Genomic DNA, 19,639 nt, shown 5'->3' on the forward strand with positions numbered 1-19,639 from the left:
GGTGGTTGAGTATGGGTTCAGTTAAGATTTCACAACTTACTAAAGAGTTTTCTGGTGTTCAGGCCCTGAATAACGTAAACCTTGATATCCAAGAGGGCGAGTTCTTCGCTCTACTTGGACCATCAGGGTGTGGGAAGACAACAACGATGCGTTGTATTGCAGGATTCGAACAGCCGACATCAGGAACGATTCACATCGGAGAGACAAAAGTAAACCATATTCCTCCGAATAGAAGAAACTGCGGAATGGTATTTCAGAGCTATGCCCTTTTTCCGCACATGAACGTATTTGAAAATGTAGCTTACAGTTTAAACATTAAACAATTAAATGCAGGCAATCTTGCAACAAAACTGCCCATCTACTTAAGACTGCTCAACCGAAAACTAGGAAAATATCCAAAAGCGATCGAGCAGAAGGTGATGGAAATCCTAGAGTACGTTGAGTTAGATAAGCATGCAACGCGACTGACGAGCGAATTATCAGGTGGACAGCAGCAGCGTGTTGCTCTGGCACGAGCACTTGTCATGGAACCTGCCGTCCTGCTCATGGATGAACCGTTATCGAACCTAGACCAAAAACTTCGTCACTCGATGCGCAATACGATCCGACGCATCCAGCAGGATCTTGGCATTACCACCATCTTCGTCACACATGATCAGGAAGAAGCGATGAGCATGGCGGATCGGGTCGCGGTTATGGATCAGGGAGAAGTAAAACAGATCGGGACACCGATTGAGCTTTATAGCAGGCCTTCTACACCGTTTATCGCGAATTTTGTTGGTACATCGAACGTGTTAAAAGGAGAAGTGGTGGGGCAGGAAAACGGACATTCCATCGTGAAAGGGCATGGCTTTTTACTTAAATCTATGAACCATGTTGAGAAAAACGATGTAAACGTCATCATCCGTCCTGAAAACATTAAAGCGTTTAAACCTGGAACGATAAGTGAAGATCAGCTGACCAACATCATCGAGGGGAAAGTTCTTGTTTCAACATACCTCGGTTCCATCGTACGTTATGACATTCAAGTAGAGGAATACCAGCTTGTTGTTGATACGACATTTGTACCGGGTGAAGCCATTCTGACAGAAGGAGAGAAGGTTCAGTTAACGATCGATCCTGAAAGGGTGTTGTTAATATGAAGAACCGGCTGCGTTCCTTTAATGGATTAACCGTCGTTAAGATTCTGATCTATGCTTTCTTCGGGATTTTCCTGCTGCTGCCTTTAGTTTCCGTATTTCTAGTAAGTTTTACAAGTCAGCCCATTAATCTACTAGGGTCGATCACAGATCCAGGAATCTTAAGTTCAACGATTGAAAAGTTCAAGGCTATATCCTTAGCTAACTACGAAAAGATTTTTACGAATAAAACGTACTTTTCAGCGGTAACGAACAGTTTACAGTTGGCTGTTCTCGTCGCGCTGATCGTCATCGTCATGTGTATTCCAATCGCATATGGAATTGCCCGTACTACCATGCCGTTTAAGAAAACAATTGCAGCATTATGTACGATCCCACTGATCGTTCCGACTTTCATTTCAGCCTATGCGATCATCATCATGTTCGGCCGTTCAGGATGGGTGACGTACATTTACAATGCATTGGGCGGGGAAGGGATGCTACTTGATCCGTACTCGATGGCTGGAATCATTCTTGTCCAGGTGTTCTTCTTTTTCCCATATGCCCTATGGCCGATGGTAGCGGCTTTCAAAGTGAGTGACATCTCTCTTGAAGAAGCTTCACTGAACCTCGGTGCGAGAAACTGGTTCACGTTCATCTTTGTCACGTTTCCGCTCGCCATTCCAGGTGTGATCTCAAGTGCTCTCTTAATTTTTACCGTTTCGTTCTCAGACTTTGGTACACCGATCATATTGGCACCAAAAGATCTGAACTTGCTCGTTGTTGAAGCATACCGCGAAATTGCAGGGTTCTTTAACTGGGGCGGAGCAGCGATCTTAACGGTCATCATGGTACTCGTAGCGGCGTTCTTCTTCTGGCTGCAGCACCTTTTTACAAAAGGGAAGAACTATGGCTCTGTTTCAGGAAAACCGAAGCAGCAGAAACTCAATGATGCGAAAGGATTAACACGAACGCTTTCTGTGTACTCCCTTGTTATCGTGATCGTTCCATTACTCGCGATGTTATCGATCTTACTGCAATCGTTAGCGACGACATGGGGCAAGAATCCGCTTCCGAACGGTTATACGATGAAACACTATCAAACGATCTTTACCAGTTCGATCGGAAACATACAGAATAGTATCGTGCTTGCGCTTGGAGCACTCATCCTTAGCGTAATCATCGCGACCTTTGTTTCTTATTTTGTAGTTAGACAGAACTCATCAAAGTTGGATTTCATGACTTCGGTTCCGCTCGTTGTACCGGGTATTGCGTTTGGTATCGCACTGATTCAGACGTTTAACACGGCACCGCTTCACCTGACGGGAACAGCTCTGCTCTTAATCCTTGCTTATACGATCCGACGCCTTCCATACATGGTTCGGTCAACGATGGGTACGATGCGCTCCATCAAACAAGATATTGAAGAAGCAGCGGTTAACTTAGGAGCAACACCATTAACAGCGGCAATTACGATTATCGGACCTTTGATGCTGCCGGGTATTGCAGCGGGATCCATCCTTGTATTTATCACTGTTATTAAAGAAACGAGTATATCTATATTGCTAGCCCCTGCAGAATGGGCACCGATGAGTTTGGCGATCTTCCAGAACATCTTACGTGGCGAGTATTATACAGCTGCTGCGATGTCTGTTGTTCTTGTCGTGATCGTGCTCATTTTACAAGCGATCGCAAACCGTATTTCAAAAAATCAACTATAAGATGGATGGTGGAGAAGAGCATTGACTAGAGGGTTTATTTTTGATTTAGATGGAACGGTTTATTTGGATGAAATGTTAATTGAGGGTGCGGCAGAAGCGATTGCCGCCCTCAAACAGCGGGGAGATAAGGTCGTTTTCTTAACGAATAAATCGATCTCGACCCGAATGGACTACGTGAAAAAGCTTCGTAAACTCGGTATCGATGTAAAGCTGGATGAAGTGATCAACTCGAACTTCATCACTGCGAAGTTTTTAAAGGATGCTCTCGAAACAGGTGAAGCCGCTCTCGTGATCGGTGAACAGCCACTCATACAAGAGTTAGCCGATGAAGGGATTCCGATGACATATGATGCTAAACAAGCAAAGTTCGTTGTACTCGGATGGGATCGCCAGTTCAGCTATGAAAAAATCAATCTAGCTTTTCAAGCATGGTTAAATAAAGCCACGATCATTGCGACCAATCCTGACCGGACTTGTCCTGTATTGGGCGGTGAGATTCCGGATTGCGGCGCCATGATCGGTGCGTTGGAGGGTGTTACGGGTCAAAGGATTGAGTCTATTACAGGTAAACCTTCAAAATGGATGGCTGAGTATGTAGTGTCTCAAGTACTTCAATTGGACCCTTCTCAATGCTACATGGTTGGGGACCGGCTCGAAACGGATATCCGTATGGGAATTGAGAACGGTCTGCAATCTGTACTCGTGATGACAGGTGTAACGAATCAAGACATGTTAAAGAAGTCTTTCTTTCAGCCTTCTTATGTCATTGACAGTATCAAAGAAGTCGTCAATCTATAGATCAAAGTCCCACATTGCGGGGTCTCCAGAAGAAACAGCTAATGCTCCAGCTTCAAGCGCTAACAAGATATCCTCTTTTTCTTGGATCAATCCTCCAACAATAAGAGGAAGCTTGAGCTGGTGTGAGAGCTTGTCGACCACTTTTGGCATCAACCCAGGCAATACTTCAACCGCATCGGGCTTACACGATTTGACCATTTCTATCCCTTTGTCAACAGCAGCACGATCGATTAAGAAGATGCGCTGAATCGTGATGAGCCCTTCTTCTTTTGCATACCGGATCATGTTGATTTTTGTTGAGATAATACCAGTCGGTTTCCACACATCAGCTATATATTTAATGGCACTTTTCGTATTGGACAAGCCCTCAATAAAATCGAGATGAAGGAAAATAAACATACCCGCTTCACGGAGTTGTTTAATATAGTCTTCAGCAGTCGAGATATCCCCCGTTAATAGAAAGGCAATATTTGCTGAACTTTTGATCGCCTTATCAAGATCTTTCTGGTTTTTAATAGAAGCAATAAGCTGAGATTCTACCATATTTACTAGTTCCATTCCTATGCCCACCTCGTATGTATTTCTAACATTCTTACAATTTCTTTATGAAGAGTTTATCACATGACGTCTAAAATGCACGCGACGTATGACTTATTTAAAGTCTTTAAAGGAGGTGAACTAGGTCTTTATGCTCAATGATTCACAAACATTTAATCATGGAGGTTGTTTTATAACGTGAACATTCATTCTATTTGTAAGCTTATCGTCATGTCTGCCTTAGCTATAAGTCTTGCTGTTCCACAAGTATCAAGCCCGGTAAAAGCGAATGACACGGTCATCCTAAACGAATCTTTTGATAATGTTGATAACGGAGCATTGCCACAAGGGTGGAAAGTGGTTGAAGGACAAGGAAATGTACAAGACGGAAAGCTGGTTCTAACTTCACCTGCAACGAATCAGCCTGCTAAAGTCGTTGTCCCTTTAGCGAATGATAATCAAGGAAACTATGTATTTGAAGCCGATATGACCTTTGTTTCGGCGGTCGAGGATACACGCTGGGCATCGATCATGTACCGGGTTCAAAATGAAGATTATCCGTTTTATCAATTCGCCATCAGAAGGGGAACTTCTGCCCTGAATGGAATCGAGTTTGCGGAACGTACAGAAAAAAATGCATGGAACGTAACCGAAACGAACTTTTATAAAGAGAACTTCGAATTTAACAAAAGCTATCATTTAAAAGTAATCGCAAAAAAAAATCGCGTTCAGCAATATGTGGATGGGGAGCTTGTAGTGGACACCGCAGGCGCATCGAAATGGCTAGGCGGTGATATCGGTTTTCAAGCGGCTGGATCCACGGTTCAATACGATAACGTAAAACTGTCTTCGTATAATGCTGATCTGCCTCCTGTTCCAAGTTCGGGTGCGTTACTACCAGATGAAGCACCTACCAATATCATCAATGCACCTACTTTAATAGAGGGAGCGGAAGTTCAAAATTACGATGATCAAACGGGATCCGCACTCTTAAAAGTAGAAAACAGAGAAGGAACACTTTATGCGAACGGAAAACCGCTAAAAGACCAGTTAAGCGCGCTTAAGACAAAGAAAATTCCAGTACTACATATTGAGCAAGCTGGGATAGAAGAAGCGGTTGTTGCTGTTTTAAATGAAACATCCATAACAGATGTTCATGTGGTTTCAAGTAACACGGGAATTATTGAGTCGATCAAAGCGCTGAATCCTAAAATTCGCAGTGGTCTTGTTTATGAAAAAAACTCTCTGAATAAGCATGATCTTCAGCAAATCGTTGAAGATGTTCACGCTAGTGAGAGTAAAATGGTCATGATTCCTTTTAAACTTCTAACACCAGATAAAATCTACTACTTGCATAATAGAATGGTTGCCGTTTGGGGAGTTGGCGGGGATACGATGGCCGATACCCATGCTCTTCTTCATTTAGGGGTAGATGGTATCGTGACCAATCAGCCAGCTCTTGCCGTTACAGCGTTCAGTCAGTATCCGGAAAGAACGATCATCCAGCGACCGATCGTGGCTGCCCACCGAGGTGTTCCTTCGCAAGCACCAGAGAACACAATGGTCGGCTATCGAATGGCGTATGATTTAGGTGCTGATCAGATTGAGACAGATGTTCAACGCACAAAAGACGGACATCTTGTCATTATGCACGATGATACGGTAGACCGGACAACGAACGGAACAGGTGCTGTACATGAACTGACTTTAGAAGAAATTCGCGCATTGGATGCAGGAATGAAATATGATGAGAAATTTGCAGGAGAAAAAGTACCAACCTTTAAAGAATTCTTGCAAGCATTTAAAGGAAAAGACATCGTTCTGCTTGTTGAAATAAAAGACCACGATATCGAGCAGCAGGTGATCGATGAGGTGAAAAGTGAAGGCATGATGGATCAGGTTTCGATGCAAAGCTTTTATTTGGATAGCATGCAGGTGATGAACGACATCGCACCAGAACTGCCGATCGGTTATCTCTTTTCAGCAGCAGAACCAACCACCTATGATGAGAAGCTAAAGAACGCAAAGAAAATGGTCGATTATGGAACGATGAATGACGTTACCTTAAATGCGAGCTACAATACGGTTTATAGCGAGTTCATCACGTACATGCGTCAGCGCGGAATGCTGAGCATGCACTGGACATTCCGAGAAGAACCGCCATTTGTGGACAAACTAAAACAAGGCTTGATCGGACCGATCACCGATTACACACAATGGCTGACACATTCGCCAATCCAGCTGGAAACACCGATTAAAAAAGTGAATGTAAATGTGGGCAAATCACATACCATAAACGCAAAGGCGAAAGTCAGCTATCGCGTAGACAAGCGGGAAAACATTGAGACAGAGCTGTATGTTGCAGACCATAATGGTGTCGTGACCGTGAACGGAAACACGATTGAAGCAGTAGCTCCAGGAAAAGCCCAAGTCTTTGTTAAACATACGTTTAACATGTTAGGGGAAGAGTGGAACCTTGTGGCAGAACCGATTGAAGTAACGGTTAAATAGTATAATGAAGTTTTTTTTAAAACGGAGGGCTGACCAATGTCAGCCTTCTTTTTTGAATGATGCGGTCTGAATGAGGTTTTCACGGTACGCGTTTTTTTATTCTGTTACACGTTCGCGCAAGATGACCCTCTCTTCGCTCAAAATCTTCGAGTACCGCTCAGAATCGCCGAGCTACGCTCAAAATTCCGGATCTTCGCTCAGAATGGGTGGTTTTCGCTCAAACTTGCTAAATCAAGTCTTTTTTAGTGCTAAAACAACTCGATTGGCAGCCTTCTTGCTTTGAATTCATACGGTATTAGTAACGAATCTGGTTTTGATTCATCAAAACATCCTTTTTCTCTTGTTTTACATAAAAAAAGGGCTGAACTCAGAAGTTTTTACACTTTTGAGTCGCCCCTTTTTAGCGGATCACATTCATTTGTATAAGTTGAATCTTCCGTTCGTGATAATCTATTTTCTCTAAAAATTGTTCTCGTAACTTCCTGTCTTTACAGCTGTGATAAAGGCTTAAAAAATACCTGAGCATCACACGGTGGTACTTTTGCTTAACCATAGACACAGTCCCCCCTAAAGAAAATAGATAATGGACTATACATTTCGTATAGAAGAGACCATATAGGTATAGGGAGTTTGTACGAAATCGGAACAGTGCTTATGAGCTACAAAACCCAACCGGCAGTTACCAGTTGGGTACATTGTAGGTCAGGCTTTAAAGGCTTAAGCAAAAACAGAGCCCTATTTAAAGCAAGTAGGATTCTTCAAGAAATCTCTTATCTCATCGCAGCTAAACCCTTGGCTCCTTGCTTCTAACATTAACTCGATCCACTCTTGATCCAAACATAAGGTATTCTCCACTAGAAAAATCCCCCCATACGTTTTTATTTCTAACTTGTCCATGTTCGAAATGAGTGAAAACATCCAAACATATGTAACTTATTTTCTTGATTATAAAGAGGTTCTTATGAAAAATTTGTCAAAAATTACCCTTGTAATACAATTGTAATATTTTTCTAATTATTATCCTGAAAATAGTTCTTTGTTCTTAAAAATGAATAAAATGTTCTCTAAACTCTTGAATTTCTATTTATTACTTACTATAATCATAAAAACGTTCTTATTAAAGAACACTATTGTGTAATAAAAAAACGTGGTAGGTGATATCATGAAGGTTTTATTTGCTTCACCTCGATTGCCCTATCCTCCAATTAAGGGTGATCAATTAAGAGCGTATAACCAATTAAAAGGGTTAAAGTCTTTGGGACATGAAGTTCATCTGATTTCCTTTGGAACCGAAAACTCTATCCCTTATGAACTCCAGCAACTTTGTAAAGAGGTTACAGTCGTACCTTTTAAAAAAACAGAAGCAGTGAAAAATATGTTTACGGGTTTATTTAAAGGTTGGCCGTTGCAAATGTCACTCTACCATTCCCATGAAATGCATCAAGCGTTAACAAAAGCGGCATCACAATACGAATTTGATATCGTCCACCATCAACTTGTTCGCTTATTTCCTTATCATTCTTCAATTCGTCATCTACCGAACGTAATAGATTTTGTCGATTCCATTTCCTTAAACCTTAATCGAACGATACACATGAAAAAATCATTAGCCAACCCAATCCTCCGTTGGGAAGCAAGAAACGTACATAAAATGGAACAACTAGCGAGCTACCACTATGATGCTGGAGTTTTTATTTCAGACGTAGATAAGAATAACGTTTCATTGAATCGCAACACCTTAACAAGCATTGCAAATGGCGTAGATCTTGATTATTTTTCTTATCAAAAACAACTCACTAATCATAACAACTTAATTTTTGTCGGGAACATGAGCTATGCCCCTAATCGGGAGGGCGTTAAATATTTTATACATAACATCTACCCGCTTATAAAAGAGAGAAGGAAAGACTTTACGTTCTATATAGTCGGTCGCAACCCAACAAAAGATCTTCTGCGTCTTTGTGAAAAGTATGAAAATATTGTTGTCACCGGTGAGGTGGAGGATGTAAGGGAATATCTTTGGAAATCAAAGCTTTTTGTTTGTCCCCTTAAGATGGGTGCCGGGCTGCAGAACAAAGTATTAGAAGCGATGTCTTGCGGAACACCTGTCATCACGACGTCCATCGTCAACGATCCAATAGGGGGCAAACACGGAAAAAACATAGTGGTCTGTGATCAAGATAAAGAATTTGCCGATGCCGTTGTCAGGCTTCTTGCCGATATGCCTCAATTAGAAGGGATGCGAAAAGAAGCGAGAAGTTTTGTGGAGAACAACTTTCAATGGAAGCATCTCAATGAGCAGTTAGTTGAGCTATATAGGAGAACGATTAACAATAAGAGGGAAAGCCAACATCTATCCAATACGAAAAAGAGGCTGGTGTGAAGAATGAAGCTGGTACTTTTGTCAGGTGGATCGGGTAAACGCTTATGGCCATTATCAAACGATGCACGCTCTAAACAGTTTTTAAAAGTGCTTAAGGATAAGAATGGTGAAAGCCAATCGATGATTCAGCGGGTTTGGAGTCAATTAAAAGAAGCAGGTCTCGAACATTCAACACTCATCTCAACAAGCAGTACACAAGTAGATATGATCATGAATCAATTGGACCCTGTACGTGATCTGATCGTTGAGCCCGAACGAAGAGACACCTTTCCAGCTGTTTGTTTAGCGGCATCCTATCTCTACTCTTATAAAAAGGTTGATCCGAATGAAGTAATCGTTGTCCTGCCTGTTGATCCTTATGTAGAACAGCAATTTTTCAATAAAGTGAAGGAAATGGAAAAGGTTCTTAAAGAATCGAATGCGAACATCGCATTAATGGGTGTGCAGCCAACTTTTCCATCTGAAAAATATGGCTACATTATTCCAAAACACGAGGATCGCGCACCTTGGAACGAAGTGAAGTATTTTAAAGAGAAACCATCAACAGCACTCGCGAAGGAATTTATAGAGCTTGGTGGGTTATGGAACTGTGGCGTATTTGCTTTCAAGTTGAACTACATGATTACGAGATTACAAAACATGGGTCGGCCGACGACTTTTGAAAAATTACTTAAAGAGTATGACAGTCTTCCAAAAGACAGTATGGACTATGCTGTAATCGAAAAGGAAAAGAATGTTGTTGTGCTCAAGTACGAAGGCTATTGGAAGGATATCGGTACGTGGAACACATTAACGGATGAGATGAGTGTGCAACAGGTAGGGGAAGGCATCATCAGTCAAGATTCAGTAAACACCCATCTAATTAACGAACTTCATATTCCTGTCACCATCATTGGTGGCTCAAATCTTGTCGTGGCTGCTAGTCCTGATGGCATATTGGTTTCGGATAAAGAAAAAAGTCCGATGATTAAACAATTGTTAAAAGGCGATCAACCACAACCCATGTATGAAGAAAAAAGGTGGGGCTGGTATAAGACGTTAGAACATAACAAGATAGATGCCGAGAAAGAAGTCCTTACCAAAAGACTCGTCATCCATAAAGGGAAAAACTTGAGTTACCATATGCATATCAATCGTCAGGAAGTATGGATGATTGTAAAGGGCGAGGGGGAGTTTGTCTTAGATGGAAGCATAAAAAGAGTAAGAGAAGGAGAGATACTTGAGATTCCTGCAAGGGCGAAACACAGTATTAGAGCGCTAGAAGACCTCGAAATCATTGAGGTTCAAACAGGTTCTCTATTAACCATTGAAGATGAATTAAGTGTCTCAACGAACTGGGAAGAATGTATTCCTGAAATGAATAAATCTAGTATTGTCATTTAATCTAAATCTAGTTGCCGATTACCATGGAATTTCATATCTTATAGTATCTATTAGCTTGTCTCTTCAGGAGATGGCTTTAATAGAGTAACAAGTACAAAACTTGTTAAGAAAGGTATGGGATCTTCATGACAATTGTAGTGGATAACTTTAATGGGGCGAATGATTCAGCCGCTGTTCAGGCAGCTATCGACTATGCCCACACTTATAATGGGAACAAGACCGTTCTTCTTGCAGACCGTGACTATTATATAACCAGTAAAATTGTGGTCAAAGAAGGCGTACGATTATTGTTTGGTCATGCGTCACGCTTTGTGATCAGTGGCAACTTCCGAGTTTTAGAGATTCAAAGAAATGCATCATTAGTTGGGGCATACATTGCGATTGATGATGCTAATTTTAACTCACAAGTGATATATCTGGATGGAAAATATAGATACTACAACACGTGGAACAGAACAATTATACAAGATATCAATATCGTGAACTGGAGCGGAAGCTATAAAGGTACAGGGCTGCATCTTTATTCGAACGGTACCAATCACGAAATCTCATTTGTTAATTTTCGAAACATCAATATCGCAGGATTAAATACAGCCATTCGTTTACAGAGTGTTCAGCCGGCTACAGGGTATAGCTGGATCAATGCGAATCGTTTTGAAAGTGTATCGATCGATGACTGTGTTCAAGGGATCACGTTTATCTCAAGCGAAAGCATCCCGAATGAATGCAGCGGGAATCTTTTTACGAATTTGCAGATTCAGCCTTCAGGCCAAACCGTTAAACTGATGACCATTTCCAGCCAGTACAATGAATTTCATGGAATGGCATGGGATTTAACGCAAGTGAAAAATAATACGCTCGTGGAATTCACGGCACAAAGTTCATACAACAAACTAGATATTAGAAGCATACCTGCTTCAAGAATTGTAGATAAAGGTCAGTTCAATATGAAGTGAATAGTTAAAACTCCAAGTTTTGGAGTTTTTTCGTTGGAGGTTCGACATCGGGAAAAATTCAAGGAATCCTCTTTTTTTACCGTTAGAGTTCATTATTTCGAACAAATGCAAGGGGGGCTAATGATGGAACAACGAATAGACTTAATGAGGTTTCTTCAGATCTTAAAAAATAGAGCCATTACAATTTTTTTAACGACCCTGTTTGTTTCGTTACTCGCTGTAATCGTCTCGATCTATTTTGTAAAACCAAGCTATGAAGCAACAGAGTACATCATTGTTGGGAAAGAACAGAATGAAAACAGCTTTACAGAAAACCAGGAGCTGATCCGTATCCTAGCTTCAGCTGTCGATCTCATTAAGAGTCCTATCGTTTTGAACGCTGTAAATAATGAGTTAGGTAATGAGGACAGTTTAAAAGAACTGGAAGAGAAGATATCGGTTCAAAACAATAAGGACTCCCAGATTATCCACATCGTCATTAAAGAATCAGATCCTGAAAAATCAAAACAAATCGCCTATACCGTCGGGAACGTGTCGGTAAAAAAATTAAATGATCTTTTAAACGTAAAAAACTTAAAAATCGTGAGTAAATCGGAATTCGATATCTCAGTGAAACAAGTGGGCAATCCATTCATTAATATCGCGATCGGGTTATTTGTTGGGTTATTCCTTGGAATTGGCCTAGGTATGCTGAAAGAATATCTGGATAACTCGATCCAAGACCCATCACAGGTAGAGCGGTTGCTCGGTCTCCCTGTTTTAGGCCAACTCAAGGTTAGAAAAAAAGAAAAGACGATGTTTTCCTTTCATTCAAGAATCATGAAAAGAGGGGATGTAAGTGCTAGGGCTTAAGAGAAGGCAATCCAAAATCAACAAAAGTACAGAGCAGGTGAGAATTTTAAGAAGTAACCTGGAAAAACAATTAGAAGACAATACATCGCATCGTTTGATGATTACATCACCAAAAGGACGATCTCCACATGTTTATGTCTCTTCTCATTTAGCTGTTTCCTTTGCAGAACAAGGGAAGAATGTGTTGTTAGTAGACGCGGATATAAGAAACCCAAGTTTGCATAAATATTTCAGCATTCCGAATACAAAAGGATTTATCGATGTTGTTCTAAACGGAGATAACCTCTTTCAAGTTCGGAATCATTACATGAAACGCTTATCTATTCTCACTGCTGGTAATCTATCCAATCCAGTTGAAGAGCTATGGATCAGAAAAAAAGTCCAAGATGCTGTAGAAGCGTGGAAAGATCAGTTTGATCTCGTATTGTTTCATGCGCCAAGCTATTTAGAATTTTCCGATGCACAAGTTTTGGTCGATCAATGTGATGGCGTACTACTTGTCGTTCAGTCAGGTAAAACCAAATTGAAAGATACTGAAGCAACTAAAAAACAGATCGATCGTTCAAAAAAACCGATACTTGGTGTGATCTATCAGAAGGATTAGAAGGGTGCTTAACCATGAAAGAATGGAGACCGAATTCTATTTCAAAAAATATCTTTCACCTTTTTTATAGTACAGCAGCAGCAAGTTTCATAAATGCGCTTGTTCTTATCTATTTAGCTTCTTATCTAGAAGCCTATCATTACGGCATGTTTAGTGTGGCGTTAGCATCCGCGATGATCATGGGATACTTTACAGATGCAGGACTAACGGAAATTGCGATACGAGAAGGGTCTAAAAAGGATGCAGATGTAACAGCAGTCTTATCCTCTTACATAAAGGTGAGGGCACTTCTCCTTCTCATCACATTGATTGGCGGCTCTTGCTTTATATCTTTTTTTTACTCCAATAACCAGGAGCTAATCAACGTTGCTTATTTTTTATCGATTCCGATGGTAGTAGGATTAGCGCTCCAAGGTGTCGGCACGATGTTCTTTCAATTGGTGAGAAAGATGCAGTATATCGGGATCATCAAGATGTTTTCCGCTGTTATGCTCATTTGCACGCTCTTGTTAAGCATCCTGTTCTCGCTTTCACCGATTATCGTGTGTCTCATGTATGGGATTTCCTATTGTATAGCGGGTGTCTTTGCCATCATTCTTGTGGTGAGTCAGATTCCAATTCGCTTAAATGTACCTTTTTTGCCTGGCTTTTTAAAGCATTTCACATCGTTCATGTTCAGCGGGCTGTTGTTTATCATAACCCCTCAACTGGGCCCCATCGTTTTAGAGAAAACATTAACGCTGAAAGAGGTTGGTTTGTTCGCGGTGGCTTACCGCATACCCCAGGCGTTGCAACAACTCCCCTTAATGATTGCGGGAGCATATCGGCCCGTGATGTTTAGCCGGTATCATAACGACCAAATGGCAGACTATTCATCCTTACATGTCATGCTGATTAAAAGCATGGCGCTCTTTGGAATGGTGATCGCTGTACCGATCTTTTATCTTTCTGATGAGTTCATCCTTCTGTTATTCGGAGAGAGCTGGCTGCCGGCTTCACAAGCGTTAAGCTTATTGGCTCTATTCGTGGTATTCCAAGCGATCGGTATCGGTCTAGCTGATGGCTTAACGACAAGAGGGATGCAGCGTTACAGAACGGGGGTGCAGTTATTTGCAGTGGTAGCGGGTGTTCTGCTCTATGTGTTAGGAAGCTGGAAGTATGGCGTAATAGGTGGCGCTTATGCGGGTCTAGCGGTTGAGATCATTGCACTTTTCGGCTTTTGGTTTTTCCTTCCGAACAGAAAACAACTAGCGCAAAAAACACTCTTACCGTATCTGCTTTATTTTGGATTGTTCTTGTCTATAGGTACCACAGCATTTTCAGGCTATCCATTTATAGGGGCGATCGTTCACCTCGTGGGTATGTTGCTGCTGGTTTACTTAGATAAAGAGATGAGAGAGAAGGTAGCTGGCCTTCTTCATGGGGTGAACGCTAGATTAAAGGTAAAGGAGAGAGTAGGAAATGCAATCCATAAATAGAAAAGAAAGCTTTCCCATTGCTTTGTTTTTGCTGATCCTGCTCGTTCCTTTAGGAAAATATAGTATCGACTTCGGTTTTGCCTTAAAGCCATACATGCTCTTTTTAGTCATTTTTTTTATCATCCATCTGTCGAGCATGCAGTTTCAAAGGCTTCAACTGTTTGAATGTGGATTGCTTTTATTCTATATCGCCTATTGCTTATCTGGCGTGTTTGCGCTGTATGGTTCGGCTAGTCTTAGGATTATTTGCGGGATTGCCTTATATCTAGTTTGCTATTTTTTGATGAAACGTTTGTTGGGAAGCGCTAAAGAATCATTGATTGAAAACGCGATCTCTTATGCAGGGATTCTCTTTAATATTGGAAATCTAGTGTTCTACTTTTTAGGATTGAAGAAGTTGAACTTCATTATGCAGGGGGATGGGATCTACTCAGTCGGTGTATTTATGGACCGTGAGTATCCGAGGTTGATCGGCTTGACAGCTGATCCGAACTACCTTGTTTTCTATAACACCATCTTTTTCACTTATTTTCTATGTAATCTTAACGTGAAACGAAATCGAATCGGATTAATTCTATGCATCCTGGCCAGTCTGCTTACCTTTTCTAGGGGAGGGTTGGCGGCATACATCCTGATTTTCCTCCTTTATATCGCGATTCTGAACAATCCTATCAAACAAGTAAAACTTTTGATCGGTGCCTTTTTATCAGTGACGATCACCCTTTACATAGCAGTTACATTTTTTCGATTGGATATTTATAGTGTCATAGAATCTCGCATGCAAGATTTTTCGAGTGATGGAGGGAGCGGAAGGTTTGAGTTATGGAGTCGAGCATGGGGATATTTTATGGAAAGTCCATGGATCGGAGTAGGAGCATCAAACTTCCTTCCTTATAACCAATACCAGTTTGGTGATTCGCTGCAAGTGCATAATACATTTTTAGAAATATTATCAGAGTCAGGTGCCCTAGGGTTATTTTGCTTCTCTCTCTTCCTGTTATTTGTAGTGGTACAGCTGTTTCAACATCGTGTTCATCGAACAAAGCCGTATTTATTTCTAGCTTTCTTCGGTTTCATCATGCAGATGGTTTCTCTATCTGTGATCATCAATGATTTGTTCTTTATGTATCTCGCTTTACTTGCCGTTCATTTTCATGAAGCAGAGAAGGCGTTTACGTATGAACCACCAAAAAATCTATTGCGAGAGGGTGTGAGGCCATGAATGTTCTTTTGTTGACTGACAAACTTACAACAGGCGGAGCAGAAATGTATTTTTGTAAACTGGAAAACAATCTTCCGGATGGTGAGGTAAACGTTTATGCGGCTGCAGCACCTGGAGAGCTGTATACGCATATTAAACATAAAGACCGTTTCACAGCGCTAAAGAGGTCCAATCCTTTCTATAATTTTTGGCAAATACGTCAGCTGATTCTTAAAGAGAGAATAGACATCATCCATGCAAACAGCTTACGAGCAGTTTTGATGCTGTTCTTGATTCGACTAACCATGATCCATTCGTTTCTTTGCATCTACACGAAGCACAATGTCACGATTTTAGAAAAGAAAGCTCCTTTCCTTATGGCCTTTTTGTTGAATCATTTTGTTAACAAAGTGATAACGGTCAGTCACTTTGAAAGTGAGAATCTCCTGCGAATAGGCGTGTATGTTGATAAGCTCATCACGATCTACAATGGAGTCGATCTCGAACAATTTAAGTACCAAGATAAAAAGAAGTCGAAAATGTTTAAGGTTGGAATCTTAGCACGAGTTTCAGAAGAAAAGAACCATGCTTTATTTGTCGAGATCGCTAACACGTTACGAGATGATTCCGATATTGAATTTTACGTGGCGGGGGATGGGCCAGAGCTCCCTGTCATTAGGGAACGAATAAAAGATTTGCAATTAGAGGACAAAGTGAAGGTAATCGGAAACGTTAAGCATCCAGAATCCTTTATTTCTGAAATGGATGTACTGCTCTTAACGTCGAAGAGAGAGGTCTTTCCGATGGTTGTTTTAGAAGCGATGGCTGTCGGCACACCCATGATTTCAATCGATCGAGGTGGCATTAAGGAAGCCATTATAGACAGTGAGACAGGAATTCTCATCGCAGACCATTCCATTGAAGCATTTTGCAGCAAAATAAAAGAATTAAAAGAGAACAAGTTGCTGCGATTGAGGGTGATTGAAAGAGCCAGAGATAAGGTGAAAAAAGAATTCTCATTAAATCAAATGGTCGAGCTTACGTATCAAGAGTATCAGAAGCAAAGGAAATTTTTTTTATAGGTATGTTCTTTATTAAGAACTTTTTAAGTTGTGAAATGAACAACGCGGGAGTGGAAGGGAGTTTTTAAAAATGTTAGAAGACTTTAAAGTTCGCTTTTACCAGATTTTAATGGCATCCGTTGATTTCTTTCTCGTTTTTTTAAGCTTTCAGGTGTCGGTTTATGTATATCGTTTAATAGATAGCACCACCCTTACAACTTCAGATTTTGTAGCTGTGTCTGTGTCGTGTGTTTCTCTGATCCTCTTATTCTTTTTTGATTGTTATTCGTTAGTAAAAAGAAAGAGTTTAAAGTTCATCTTTGGTAATTCTTTTCTAGCATTATTACTTTCCAATCTACCTTTTCTTTTCATTGCAAATCCACAAGTCGTGTTCTTTTCTTTTATCATACAAATACTTTTGATCGGCTTTATTCGGTATGGCTGGTGGTCCGTATCTAAAATACAATCCGGTCAAAAGAAGGTTTGGATTATATCGAACGATGCTGATGAAAGAAATAGAAACGTAAATAAGCTGCTGAACCACGCATCAGGCTGGTTTGAATTATCAGGAACGATCTCAGCTAAGGAATATCAAACAATCAATCAATATGATAGTGATTTGGATGCGATCCTTTTGTGTCCTTCGGTTAAAGGCGAGCAAAAAGATGAGGTCATTCAGTATTTTTCACACGCGAAGATCGAGATTCTACTCATCCCTGATTTTACTGATCTGCTTGTAGCTACAAGCCATCCTCAACAGCTGGATGATAGGATGATCTATTCCATTCAGCCACCTTATATAACAAAAAGTAACGAGATAAGTAAGAGGGTGTTCGATCTTGTCATTTCAACGATCCTACTCGTCATTAGCAGTCCGATCATGCTTTTCTTATACATCTTGATTCCATTAACTTCAAAAGGTTCGGCGTTATATCTTCAAGAAAGGATCGGATTAAACGGAAAACCGTATTCTATTTATAAATTTAGAAGCATGGAGAATAATGCTGAAAAGATGACAGGCCCTACTTTAGCCGCAAGTAATGATCCACGGGTCACATCCGTTGGAAAGTGGATCAGAGCAACGCGTTTGGATGAACTGCCTCAGCTTTTTAACGTGTTACGAGGAGATATGAGTATCGTTGGTCCGAGGCCAGAACGGGATTATTTTGTAAAACAATTTAAGGATGAGATTCCTGAATATGAAGATCGATTAACGGTAAAACCCGGGATTACAGGGCTCGCTCAGGTACTGGCTAACTACACGACTACGGTTGAAGACAAGCTGCATTATGATTTATTGTACATTCGACACTACACTCTTGTGTTAGATATCAAGATTTTATTGCAAACACTAAGGGTGATCGTACAAAGAGATCAAGCTCAAGGAGTTTCGATCCAATCTCTCGTGTCACCTAAGGATTTTGCGCTTTCTCCGTTAAAGATAAACAAGCAGCACAAAGCTTAATAGATGGACTGATCAAAAATGGCCGGGAAAGTGAATGCAAACCGTGCAACAAATAGGGTCACTGTACAAAAAAGAAGCGCGACCGTACAATTTTTCCCTTCCACCGTACTAACGTACAAAACGTATATATGCCGTCTACCTTTATAAAAAGAGGGTGATATTTTTTGATAAGTATTGGAGAGCGTATCAAAGACCTTCGAATAAACAAAAAAGTAAGTATCTCCACTCTAGCATCCTTATCAGGGATTTCTAAAGGGCACTTAAGCAATATTGAAAACAATAGTTCAAATCCATCGGTTTTAATTCTACAAAAACTAGCCCAAGCCTTAGAGGTAAAGGAAGAATATTTATTAACCAATCCTTCTGAAAAACTTGATCCCGAATGGGTCGAGTTAATTCTTCAAGCAAAAAAGGCGGGTTTAAGTATAGAAGAAGTCCGAAACTTTTTAGCATTTGAATCGTGGAAGTGCATTCTAAAGATGCCTTCGAATGAAACATAAAAAAGAGCAACCGTTAAAGGAAGCTCTTTTTTACTTTGCTATTTTTATCCGTTCACAACTTTACCGCCGTTAATATGAATCATCTGTCCTGAAACGTAAGAAGAATCCTCACTAGCTAGATACACATATGCAGGAGCTAGTTCTTCCGGCTGTCCCGGACGGCCCATCGGCGTATCTTTACCGAACTGCTCAACTTTATCTGCAGAGAACGTTGAAGGAATAAGCGGTGTCCAGATCGGACCTGGTGCGATTCCGTTAACGCGGATACCCTTTTTCACAAGGTTATTGGACAATGAGCGCGTAAACGATACGATAGCACCCTTCGTTGAAGCATAATCGATAAGCTCCGGATGACCTTGATACGCTGTGATCGATGCTGTATTAATGATGCTGCTTCCTTGTTTCAGATGAGGAAGAGCCGCTTTTGTTAAATGGAACATCGAGAATATGTTGGTGCGGAACGTTTTCTCAAGTTGTTCAGCAGTAATATCTTCAAAGTTCTGTTGTGGATGCTGTTCTGCTGCATTGTTCACAAGAACGTCGAGTCCACCAAATGAACCAACGACATCGCGAACGGCTTGCTCACAGAATGATTCATCTCCCACATCACCGCGAATCAACAGACATTGAGCGCCTTCTTCTTCAATTTGCTTTTTCGTTTCTTCTGCATCACCGGTTTCTTCTAAGTAAACGATCGCTACATTCGCGCCTTCTTTTGCAAAAGCGATAGCAGCTGCTTTACCGATTCCGCTATCTCCGCCAGTGATCAGCGTCGACTTGCCTTTCAATTTACCGCTGCCTTGATATCTTGGGCTTTCTGATTGAGGTTTTGGTGTCATTTCCGATTCTACACCAGGCTGTTGATTTTGATGCTGTGCAGGTTGTCCTGTTGGATGACTTTGGTTAGACATTATTTAATCACTCCTTTTTAATCTCTCATAACTCCTTTCTTCCCATCTCACAACTGAATAAACATGATTGCCTAGTTTTTTTCACTAGGGAGTCTCGTGTGATTCCCTCGTTCCTTCGTTTAAGATGTATATTTCTGGGCTAAACATAGTGTAGTAGAAG

General features: G+C 40.9%; 17 protein-coding genes. 14 read left to right on the plus strand and 3 right to left on the minus strand.

Annotation, left to right across the window (positions count from 1 at the left end; genetic code table 11):
* Positions 1-11 precede the first annotated feature (11 nt).
* The 3 genes from M3206_RS06045 to M3206_RS06055 are packed head-to-tail and all read left to right on the plus strand — an operon-like array spanning position 12 to position 3,637.
* Complete coding sequence (locus M3206_RS06045; RefSeq protein WP_251311613.1) at positions 12-1,142, plus strand: ABC transporter ATP-binding protein; 1,131 nt, start codon at positions 12-14, stop codon at positions 1,140-1,142.
* Positions 1,139-2,839, plus strand: a complete 1,701-nt coding sequence (locus M3206_RS06050; RefSeq protein ID WP_251311614.1) for an ABC transporter permease — start codon at positions 1,139-1,141, stop codon at positions 2,837-2,839. Before M3206_RS06045 ends, M3206_RS06050 begins: the two co-directional genes overlap by 4 nt.
* A gap of 21 nt (positions 2,840-2,860) precedes the next feature.
* Positions 2,861-3,637, plus strand: a complete 777-nt coding sequence (locus M3206_RS06055; protein WP_251311615.1) for an HAD-IIA family hydrolase — start codon at positions 2,861-2,863, stop codon at positions 3,635-3,637.
* On the opposite strand, the gene M3206_RS06060 is transcribed toward M3206_RS06055, so the two are convergent.
* Positions 3,632-4,195 carry a glycerol-3-phosphate responsive antiterminator gene (locus tag M3206_RS06060; RefSeq protein WP_251311616.1) on the minus strand — a complete coding sequence of 188 codons (564 nt, stop codon included), beginning with the start codon at positions 4,193-4,195 and terminating at the stop codon, positions 3,632-3,634. The two genes, M3206_RS06055 and M3206_RS06060, sit on opposite strands and share 6 nt — an antisense overlap.
* 177 nt (positions 4,196-4,372) lie before the next feature.
* Here M3206_RS06060 and M3206_RS06065 point away from each other — a divergent pair, with 177 nt between their 5' ends.
* Positions 4,373-6,685: a glycerophosphodiester phosphodiesterase family protein gene (locus M3206_RS06065; protein WP_251311617.1), complete on the plus strand. Its 2,313-nt coding sequence runs from the start codon at positions 4,373-4,375 to the stop codon at positions 6,683-6,685.
* 735 nt (positions 6,686-7,420) lie between these two features.
* On the opposite strand, the gene M3206_RS18980 is transcribed toward M3206_RS06065, so the two are convergent.
* Positions 7,421-7,603, minus strand: a complete 183-nt coding sequence (locus tag M3206_RS18980) for an anti-repressor SinI family protein (RefSeq protein WP_349773996.1) — start codon at positions 7,601-7,603, stop codon at positions 7,421-7,423.
* 244 nt (positions 7,604-7,847) lie between these two features.
* On the opposite strand from M3206_RS18980, the gene M3206_RS06070 reads away from it, so the two are divergent.
* From M3206_RS06070 to M3206_RS06115, 10 genes are all read left to right on the plus strand, one after another.
* Positions 7,848-9,068, plus strand: coding sequence for a glycosyltransferase (locus M3206_RS06070; protein ID WP_251311618.1), 1,221 nt, complete (start codon positions 7,848-7,850; stop codon positions 9,066-9,068).
* Positions 9,069-9,071: 3 nt separating this feature from the next.
* Positions 9,072-10,451 (plus strand): sugar phosphate nucleotidyltransferase, encoded by a 1,380-nt coding sequence (locus M3206_RS06075; protein ID WP_251311619.1) that lies wholly within the window; start codon positions 9,072-9,074, stop codon positions 10,449-10,451.
* 125 nt (positions 10,452-10,576) lie between these two features.
* Positions 10,577-11,407, plus strand: coding sequence for a hypothetical protein (locus M3206_RS06080; protein WP_251311620.1), 831 nt, complete (start codon positions 10,577-10,579; stop codon positions 11,405-11,407).
* A 123-nt stretch (positions 11,408-11,530) separates the two neighbouring features.
* Positions 11,531-12,259, plus strand: a complete 729-nt coding sequence (locus M3206_RS06085; RefSeq protein WP_251311621.1) for a YveK family protein — start codon at positions 11,531-11,533, stop codon at positions 12,257-12,259.
* Positions 12,246-12,863 (plus strand): CpsD/CapB family tyrosine-protein kinase, encoded by a 618-nt coding sequence (locus M3206_RS06090; protein ID WP_251311622.1) that lies wholly within the window; start codon positions 12,246-12,248, stop codon positions 12,861-12,863. Before M3206_RS06085 ends, M3206_RS06090 begins: the two co-directional genes overlap by 14 nt.
* Before the next feature lie 14 nt (positions 12,864-12,877).
* A complete protein-coding gene (locus tag M3206_RS06095; RefSeq protein ID WP_251311623.1) occupies positions 12,878-14,341 on the plus strand; it encodes an oligosaccharide flippase family protein in 1,464 nt (487 codons plus the stop codon).
* Complete coding sequence (locus M3206_RS06100) at positions 14,325-15,563, plus strand: O-antigen ligase family protein (protein ID WP_251311624.1); 1,239 nt, start codon at positions 14,325-14,327, stop codon at positions 15,561-15,563. The genes M3206_RS06095 and M3206_RS06100 overlap by 17 nt, the downstream gene beginning before the upstream one ends.
* Positions 15,560-16,624, plus strand: a complete 1,065-nt coding sequence (locus M3206_RS06105; protein WP_251311625.1) for a glycosyltransferase family 4 protein — start codon at positions 15,560-15,562, stop codon at positions 16,622-16,624. The genes M3206_RS06100 and M3206_RS06105 overlap by 4 nt, the downstream gene beginning before the upstream one ends.
* 70 nt (positions 16,625-16,694) lie before the next feature.
* A complete protein-coding gene (locus tag M3206_RS06110) occupies positions 16,695-18,068 on the plus strand; it encodes a sugar transferase (protein WP_251311626.1) in 1,374 nt (457 codons plus the stop codon).
* Positions 18,069-18,232: 164 nt separating this feature from the next.
* Positions 18,233-18,568, plus strand: a complete 336-nt coding sequence (locus tag M3206_RS06115) for a helix-turn-helix domain-containing protein (protein WP_251311627.1) — start codon at positions 18,233-18,235, stop codon at positions 18,566-18,568.
* 44 nt (positions 18,569-18,612) lie between these two features.
* On the opposite strand, the gene M3206_RS06120 is transcribed toward M3206_RS06115, so the two are convergent.
* Positions 18,613-19,479, minus strand: coding sequence for an SDR family oxidoreductase (locus M3206_RS06120; protein WP_251311628.1), 867 nt, complete (start codon positions 19,477-19,479; stop codon positions 18,613-18,615).
* Between the last annotated feature and the right edge of the window lie 160 nt (positions 19,480-19,639).

It is taken from the genome of Fictibacillus phosphorivorans, assembly GCF_023715845.1.
Lineage (GTDB): Bacteria > Bacillota > Bacilli > Bacillales > Fictibacillaceae > Fictibacillus > Fictibacillus phosphorivorans_D.